Consider the following 8630-nt stretch of genomic DNA (forward strand, 5'->3'; position numbering starts at 1 on the left):
CAACCCACCCACAGGATCGCGCCGCCGATCATGGTCAGCCCGAGATTGTGGGGCGCCATGCTGACCGTGCCGTAACCCTTGCGCTTGCCAAGCATCAGCGCGGCGACCAGGCCGGCGATACCCGCGTTGATATGCACGACAGTGCCGCCGGCGAAGTCCAGCACGCCCCAGTCCCACATCAGCGCGCCGGGGCCGCTCCACACCATGTGCACCATCGGCGCGTAGCAGACGGTGAACCAAAGCACCATGAAAATCAGCATCGCCGAGAACTTCATGCGCTCCGCGAACGCGCCGACTATCAGCGCCGGAGTGATGATGGCGAAGGTCATTTGGAAAGTGGCGAACACCGACTCGGGAATCGAAGCGGTGAGCGAATCGAGCGCCAGGCCCGACAACATGAACTTGCCGAAACCGCCGATGAACGAGGCCAGGTTGACCGTGCCTGCCTCCATGCCGGCGGTATCGAACGCCAGGCTGTAGCCGTAGACCGTCCACAGCACCGTCATCAAGCCGGTGATGGCGAAACACTGCATCAGCACCGACAGGATGTTCTTCGAGCGGACCATGCCGCCGTAGAACAGCGCGAGACCGGGAATAGTCATGAACAACACCAGCACGGTGGACGTGAGCATCCACGCGGTGTCGCCCGAGTTGAGCGTCGGAGCCGGCGCTGCTTCGGCAGCGGCAGGTTCTGCAGTGGCTTCCGCAGGGGCAGCTTCAGCAACCGCGGCTTCCGCGGCGGGCGCGTCTTGCGCCAACGCGAGATCGGGAACCGCAACTATCGCGAACGCGATAAGCGCGAAGCTCCATAGGTAGGTGAGCAAAGGTTTCTTCACTGTCGTTCTCCTAAAAGAGATCACTCGTTGTTGCTGCCAGGTGCTGCTGTTTAGAAACAAAAGTCAGACTGCCTCGACTCCGGTTTCGCCAGTGCGAATCCGCACTGCTTGCGCCAGGTCGATGACGAAGATCTTGCCGTCGCCGATTTTTCCGGTGCGCGCGACGTTGGTGATGGCTTCGACCACTTGTTCGGCGATCGAATCGTCCACTGCCAGCTCGATCTTGGTCTTGGGCAGAAAATCCACGCGGTACTCAGCCCCGCGGTACAGCTCGGTGTGACCCCGCTGTCGCCCGAAGCCCTGCACCTCCGTCACCGTGATGCCTTGAACTCCGATATCCGCGACGGCCTGTCGGACGTCATCCAGCTTGAAAGGCTTGATGATCGCGGTAATCAGTTTCATCGCATTCCGGCTCCGGGTTCATGAGCGCGCTGTCGAGCTAGTCGTAGTAGGTTCCCCGCTCCCGGCTGCGCGCCGCATCGGAAATGCATCTTCTGTGCCACGAATTTGTGCAAGCAAACGAACGCGGCTGTCGCTCGTGACTGACAATGCGCGCACTTCGCTGGTGCGAAATTTCTGCCCGTTTGCTTCAACTCGGAGCAAAATGCGCCCCGCCCAGGCCCGAAAACTGTGGACTGCGACCACCGACGGGCGATTTTGAGGCTTAATTGGCGCACCTCGATTCGTTTGCTCAGGAGCTCAAGCCGCGTGGACCCACGCTCACTCGATGACCTTGCCCGCCGCCTCTCGTCCGTCGTCCCGCCCGGCGTCACTGCCTTGCGTCGCGACCTCGAAGAGAACTTCAAAGCCGTATTACAGGCCGGGCTGAGCAAGCTCGACTTGGTGTCTCGACAGGAATTCGATGTCCAAGCGGGCGTGCTTCGTCGCACGCGCGAGAAACTCGAAGCGCTGGAAGCGCGTCTGGCCGAGTTGGAAAAGCAGCAGGCCTAACTCATTTCTCGAGTGCGCCGCGACTGAATTTCGCGGCGATTGGCTGGCTTGGCCACGGTTTGCTGCTCACTGTCCCTGCTTGAATGCCGGGCAGTGGAATGTTTGGAGGAGCAGCGGATGGCCATGGCGACTGTGTTGAGTCGCGCGCAGCACGGCATGGAAGCGCCGCTGGTGCGCGTCGAAGTCGATCTCGACGGGGGAATCCCCCGCTTTTCCATCGTCGGTCTCGCCGAAGCGGTCGTGAAAGAAAGTCGCGATCGCGTGCGCGCGGCGATCACTAACTGCAAGTTCGTGATGCCCGACGGCCGCGTCACCGTCAATCTCTCGCCCGCCGATCTTCCCAAAGACGGCGGTCGTTACGATCTGCCCATCGCGCTCGGCATCTTGCTCGCTTCCGAGCAGTTGCCAGCCGCGTCGCTACGAGATTGTGAGTTCTATGGCGAGCTGTCGTTGAGCGGTGAAGTGCAGTCGATGCAAGGCGTGCTGCTTGCTGCCGTCGCCGCGGCTCGCGTCAAACATTCCATCTTCGTGCCGCGAGCCAACGTTGCCGAAGCTGCGTTGGTCACTGGCTGTCGTATCGCCATCGCATCCAATCTGCCCGACGTGGTCGGTCACGCGACCGGCGTAGCGCCATTGCACTTCATCGTCGGCGCGGCGCCGCTGAGTCTGGGTGGCAGCGATGCCGATCTCTGCGAAGTTCGCGGCCAGAAAACAGCCAAGCGTGCGTTGGAAATCGCTGCCGCTGGTGCGCATTCGTTACTTTTCATGGGGCCGCCCGGTACTGGCAAAAGCATGCTCGCGCAACGCTTGCCGGGCTTGCTACCACCGATGAGCGAAGACGAGGCGCTCGAAGTGGCCGCCGTTCGCAGCGTCGCCAAATTGCCGATCAACACGGCCCGCTGGCGCGTTCGGCCGTTTCGCACGCCGCATCACTCAGCGTCTTCAGTGGCACTGGTCGGCGGCGGCTCGAAGCCGCGGCCTGGTGAGATTTCGCTCGCACATCGCGGCGTGTTGTTTCTAGATGAGTTGCCCGAGTACGACCGTTCGGCACTCGAGGTTCTGCGTGAGCCGCTGGAGACGGGCTGTATCACCATCTCGCGGGCCGCGCATCAGGCGGAGTTTCCAGCGTCGTTTCAATTCATCGCAGCGATGAATCCTTGTCCCTGCGGTTACTTGGGCGACGAGCGCGGCATCTGTCATTGCACGTCGGAACAAGTGCGTCGCTATCGAAGTCGCCTGTCCGGTCCGTTGATCGACCGTCTGGATCTGCATGTCGAAGTGCTTCGGGTGCCGCATGCAGTACTGCGTGCCGATGTGAAATGCGAAACGACTGCCGAAGTCGCCGCTCGCGTCCTGCGAGTTCGAGAATTGGCACTTGCCCGACAGGGCTGTACCAACGCCCATCTGCGAGGCCGCGAGATCGATCGCGTCTGCCACCCTACCGAGCGGGCCCGCCGCCTGCTCGATCGAGCCGCGACGCAGCTGGGGTTCTCCGCCCGGGCCTATCATCGAATTCTGAAAGTGGCACGGACTGTCGCCGACCTGGCAGCGGCGGAGCGGATCGACGTTGCTCATGTGGCTGAGGCGATCTCGATGCGCAAGCTGGATCGCACCACCGGCACCCAACCAGTACCGCTTTTGCCCTGCTCGTCGTCATAGTGAGGCATGAGCGGAAAGTCGCCCGGAGCGCCCCAGACCTCGAACCAGCCCCCAGCCTTGCTGGAAGCCTCCGGCGAGCCGGTGTCGGCTGGCGACCCGATGGTCGACCCGGCCGAGGTGGAGCGCTTGTTCAGGGAGCACAACGCGACCCTGCTCCGATTCATTGCCGCGCGCATCGGGTCGACTCAGGAAGCCCGCGAAATTGCTCAAGAATCCTATGTCCAACTACTGCGGCTGAACGGCCCGGGCGCCATCAGCTATCTGCGTGCCTTCCTGTTCAAGACGGCCGCCAACCTGGTGACCGACCGGCTCCGCCAGCGCGACCGGCGGCGCAACGTGGCCTCGATGGGTGATATGGATTTCGTGGCATTCGAACTGTCGCCGGAACGCCAGGTGGCGAGCGAGCAGGCCATGACCATGCTCCGCGCAGCGGTGGAGGAACTGCCGCCGAGATGCCGACAGGTTTTTCTACTTCACCGCGTGCACGAACTGTCGACAGAAGAAATAGCCAAGCGCGTGGGCATCGGCGAACGCATGGCACGGCGCTATCTGGCCCGAGCGCTGGAGCATCTGCGCGCCAGGATGGACGCCGCCGATGCCGGCACTAAGGAAGTGTGAGCAATGAGCCAACACAACCCACCCACATTTGCAGGCCAGCCGCTGGGATATTCCGTCGCACAACGACGCGAAGCGGCCGAATGGTTCATCGTCATCCAGGACGAAACCGATCCGGAAGCGGAAACCTTGCAGGCTTGGTTGCGCTGGATGGAAGCCGACGAAGCCCATCGCACGGCGTTCGAAGCTGTGTCAGCGGCGTGGCATCACACGTCGCCGTCGGCGATGGTTGCCATGCCCACCGCGCAAGAACTCGCCGACGACGATTACGACGGTGATGTTTCCGTTGAACAATGGTTGACCTCGAAACAGTTGGCGTCGCAGGCCGCGCGCGCCAAGTCATCGAAGTTTTGGGACGGCTTGCGACGTGGGGTTATTGCCGCCGCGGCGGTGATGGCATGGATCGCCGTTGGTTGGTTCTTCTACGGCGAGACTCAACAGGCGCCGTCGTGGGGCGTGTTCGAGACTCGCGTCGGCGAGCATCGCGAGCTCACACTGGCGGACGGATCGCGCATTTCGCTCGGTGCCAAGTCACGCTTATCGGTCAACTTTCATCGCGGTCAGCGTGAGCTGCGGCTCGAAACCGGTGAAGCGTTCTTCGAAGTCGCGAAAGATCCCGAGCGGCCGTTCGTGGTTCGTGCCATGGGCGGTTCAATCACCGCGCTCGGTACTGCATTCGACGTCCGTGCCGTTCGCGACAGCGTGACGGTGATGGTGGCCGAGGGAATCGTCAGCGTTCGCAGCCCCGCTGTTGGTGCAGGTGAGCAACAGGCGAACGTTTCGCCGCGACAACAAGTGACTTTCGATCTTCGCGGCCGCGAGCCGCTGGTGGTGCAAGCCGCGCCCAATCTCGAAGAACGATTGCGATGGCGCGAAGGTTGGTTGATCTATCGCAACGAACCGCTCGGCAACGTCATCGCAGACGTGAGTCGATACACCGAGCGCCGCATGGAAGTGAGCGATCACGATGCCGCAACGCTGCGTTTCAGCGGTGCGGTGTATCGCGAGTCCGTCGATGAATGGTTGCTGGCATTGCCTGAAGCATTTCCTGTGACCATCGAAGCGCTCGAACGTCGCGAGCGCAAAGCGGTCAACCCATGAGTACCGTTTTCTTGAACGCCGTCGTCTAGGTGCATGTTCGTCACAATGGGGAGCACGAATATGCGCAAGACAAATCTAATGTTGACGCTCGCGTTGGCCGCACTGACTGGCACCGTTGCCGCAGACAGCGTCGCTCGCGATCTCGATTCCGCCGTCACGCTCGATATCGCGGCGGGCCCGCTGGAAACCGCCATCATCGAGCTGTCGAAACAAACCGGCATGCAACTGGTCGCGCCGACCGGTTCGTTGCCTGCAGTCATCGCACCGAGAGTCAGTGGCAGCATGCCGTTGGGGAACGCGCTCGAGCTGCTGTTACAAGGAACGCAGCTCACTTACCGTTTGGTCGGCGAGCGCACGCTCACCATCGTTCCGAAAGAACATGCGGCGTCGAGCAAATCCTCCATGGCTCGTTCGCGCGAGACGATTGCGGCAACTTCGACGTCCACCGGCGGTATTCGCTTGGCGAGTCGGGCCGAACCGGTGGAGCGCACCGACGTTCGCAGAGTTGCCCTGGTGGATGCGGGCGCAGCTGCGCCGGAAACGACCAGCGATTCGGAATTCTCCGAGCCCGCAGTGGTTGTGTGGGGCCAGCGCGAAGCAGCGGCTGAAGCGGGCTATCGTGCGAAGACGGTGTCGCAGCTCGGTGTGCTGGGCGCCAAGGCCATCGAAGACACGCCGTTCTCCATCAACGTCGTGCCGCCAGAGCTGATCGAAAATCGGATGGCCACGTCGGCCGATCAGATCTTTCGCATCAATCCGGTGGCGCAACTCGAGACGCCGCAGTCGCGCTTTTACAGCGGTGCCATCCTGCGCGGCTTCTCGGTGGGTTGGGGCAATCAAATCGACGGCATGCGCAACGGCAACAACGCTGACGTCGAAGACAAGGAGCGCATCGAGATCGTCACCGGTCTGTCGGCGTTTTTGTATGGCGTCGGCAATGTCGGCGGCACGATCAACTATGTGCTCAAGCGACCCACCGCCGAGCCGATTCGCAGCGCCAGCGTCGGCTTCACCGGCGGCGAGAATTTCTACGGCCATCTGGATCTCGGCGGGCCCATCGATAGCGAAGGCAAATTCGGCTATCGCTTGAACGTGGTCGGTCAGGATGGCGACACGTACATGGACTACCAGTCATTGAAGCGCACCTTGGTGAGCGGCGCGTTCGATTGGAACCTGGCTGACAATCTGAAGCTGCAAGTCGATGCATCGACGTCCGATAGCAAGATGCGCGGCGCCGAAACCTATTGGTACGGCATCGGCTCGACACCGGCGAGTTTCGCGCTGTACTCCAATCCGCCTGATACGAGTCGCTACTATGGTCAGCCGCAAAGCTTCACCAATGCCCATAGCGAGCACGTCGCTGCCCGTTTGCTCTGGAGCATCAACGAGACCAGCTCGCTGCGCGCTGCCGTCTCGAAGCGTAAGGAAGATCTGCACCTGCTGGCCTCGTTGAATGCGCTCAGCGATGATGACCAGTATGGGCAGTACACGCCGTGGATCAGCGAATGGATCTATCCGGACATCGATATCACGTCCGCCTACTTGTTCGCGGATACCAAGTTCGAGACCGGTGCGGTGACTCATCGGCTCACCGGCGGCGTGTTCGGCAATGAGCAGGAAACGACGCCGTATCTGTCGGCCGGCTGGACGTTCTCCGATGTCAAAGGCCAGGTCTCGAACCCGTTGTATCTAGGCGTGTCGCCGGGCTTGCCGAGCGGGTCCAAATACGTCGAACAGCGAATTCGTGCCATCAACTATGTGGTGGGTGACGAAATCACCATCGGCGACTGGACGGCGCTCATCGGCTTGACCCGCACTCAGCTGAAAGTGGAAACCTTCGGCCCCACCGGCGAGACCGGCGCGCTCTACGACAAGGCAAAAACCAGCCCCGCGGCTACGTTGCTGTGGCGAGCGACCGATCGGCTGCGCTTGTACGGCAACTACATGACCAGCTTCGAAGCGGGCAGCGTCGCTGGCGGTGTCGATGGCAGCGGTCGCATCGTCGTCAATGGCGGCGCGGCCATGCCGCCGCTGGAAAACAAACAAATCGAAGTCGGTGCCAAGTATTCCATCGGCGGCGCGCTGCTGACTGCGGCGGTGTTCGAGATCGACAAGGCGCTGGAGTACTACGCGCCGGTGAGTGCTGCCGAGGTGCGACTGGTACAGGATGGTCGGCAGGTTCATCGCGGTGTCGAACTGACCGTGAGCGGTCGGCTCGCCGAGAACTTCACGCTGTTAGGTGGTATCACGGTGTTGGATGCGAAGATCAAGGACAATGCTGAGCTGCCCGAAGTCGAAGGCTCGACGCCGCAGAATGTGGCCAGGAAACAGCTCAAACTGTACGCCGAGTATTCGGTGCCGTCGTTGACTGCGCTGACGTTCAGCGCCGGCATCTATCACACCGGCGAGCAAGAGCTGACGATGCCCAACAGCTACACCATCGATGCGTTCACCACCGGCGATTTGGGTGTGCGCTATCAGACGCGCGTGTGGAACGATCGCAAGCTCACGCTGCGGTTCAACGTCAACAACGTTACCGATGAGCAGTACTGGTTGAACGGCACGTTCCTCGGATATCCGCGGACCTACGCGGCTGGAGCTCAGCTGCAGTTCTAAGCCAGGCTTGGGTCGATCACTACGAGGCTCCGCCGCGAGGCGCGAGCCTCTTTCTTTGGCTACTGCTTGGACAACTCATGAGAAATCTCCTCTGGACGGTGCTCGCTTTGGTGGCGCTGCTGCCGACTTCAGCATTGGCGCAACGCTGGGACATCCAGGCGCTGACGGATACCTCAGTGAACATGGGGCGCGCGCGAACGATGTGGTCCAGCGTGCTGCAGGAACCCAGACAGCTGTTGATCTCGTTGCCGCCCAACTATGAGCGCTCGGGAAAATCCTATCCCGTCGTTTATCTGTTGGATGCCGAGATGCAATTCGCGCACGCGGCTGGCGTGCTGCAGTTTCTTGGCCCCTTCAATGAGCGCATTCCGGAGATGATCCTGATCGGCGTCGTGAACACCGATCGCGGCCGCGACTTCGTGCCGGCGGCGCGTAATCCGGCCTTTCGCAACGATCCGATGTGGAATCCGTCCTACGAACGTAGCAACTCGGATGCGTTTCTGAAGTTCTTCGCCGACGACTTGATTCCCTGGGTGGAAGCGCGCTATCGGGCGGCGCCGTATCGGGTGCTGGTTGGCCATTCGTTCGGCGGCATCTTCAGCACTCAGGCACTGATCAAACGGCCCGAGCTGTTTCAGGCCCACATCGCCATCAGTCCCTCGCTTTGGTACGACGGCGAAGCACTGGTCGCGCAAACCGAGGCCGGTATTCGCGCTCAGTCGGCGCCACCGGCCTTGTTCGTCAGCTGGGCCGATAACGAGGAGAACATTCGCGTCAGCACCGAGAAGCTGGTGAAGGCTTTGACTCGCAAACCGCCGCCGGGCCTGCGTTGGACCCATCGTTATTACCCGG

General features: G+C 61.6%; 8 protein-coding genes. 6 read left to right on the forward strand and 2 right to left on the reverse strand.

The window, feature by feature from the left end; genetic code table 11:
* Positions 1-836, reverse strand: an 836-nt coding sequence (locus JNL55_RS09870; RefSeq protein WP_415923049.1) for an ammonium transporter, incomplete at its 3' end; no start/stop codon positions are given.
* Between the two features lie 63 nt (positions 837-899).
* Positions 900-1238, reverse strand: a complete 339-nt coding sequence (locus JNL55_RS09875) for a P-II family nitrogen regulator (protein ID WP_116807584.1) — start codon at positions 1236-1238, stop codon at positions 900-902.
* Positions 1239-1544: 306 nt separating this feature from the next.
* Here JNL55_RS09875 and ubiK point away from each other — a divergent pair, with 306 nt between their 5' ends.
* The 6 genes from ubiK to JNL55_RS09905 form a co-directional block, all read left to right on the forward strand.
* Positions 1545-1787 (forward strand): ubiquinone biosynthesis accessory factor UbiK, encoded by a 243-nt coding sequence (ubiK, locus tag JNL55_RS09880; protein ID WP_293852516.1) that lies wholly within the window; start codon positions 1545-1547, stop codon positions 1785-1787.
* A 117-nt stretch (positions 1788-1904) separates the two neighbouring features.
* Positions 1905-3446, forward strand: coding sequence for a YifB family Mg chelatase-like AAA ATPase (locus JNL55_RS09885; RefSeq protein ID WP_293852518.1), 1542 nt, complete (start codon positions 1905-1907; stop codon positions 3444-3446).
* 57 nt (positions 3447-3503) lie between these two features.
* A complete protein-coding gene (locus JNL55_RS09890; protein ID WP_293852520.1) occupies positions 3504-4064 on the forward strand; it encodes an RNA polymerase sigma factor in 561 nt (186 codons plus the stop codon).
* A gap of 3 nt (positions 4065-4067) precedes the next feature.
* A complete protein-coding gene (locus JNL55_RS09895; protein ID WP_293852522.1) occupies positions 4068-5162 on the forward strand; it encodes a FecR family protein in 1095 nt (364 codons plus the stop codon).
* Between the two features lie 60 nt (positions 5163-5222).
* Positions 5223-7778, forward strand: a complete 2556-nt coding sequence (locus JNL55_RS09900) for a TonB-dependent siderophore receptor (protein ID WP_293852524.1) — start codon at positions 5223-5225, stop codon at positions 7776-7778.
* A 77-nt stretch (positions 7779-7855) separates the two neighbouring features.
* A partial coding sequence (locus tag JNL55_RS09905; RefSeq protein ID WP_293852526.1) for an alpha/beta hydrolase occupies positions 7856-8630 on the forward strand: 775 nt, incomplete at its 3' end.

The organism is Steroidobacter sp., assembly GCF_016790065.1.
In the GTDB taxonomy this organism is placed as follows: domain Bacteria; phylum Pseudomonadota; class Gammaproteobacteria; order Steroidobacterales; family Steroidobacteraceae; genus Steroidobacter.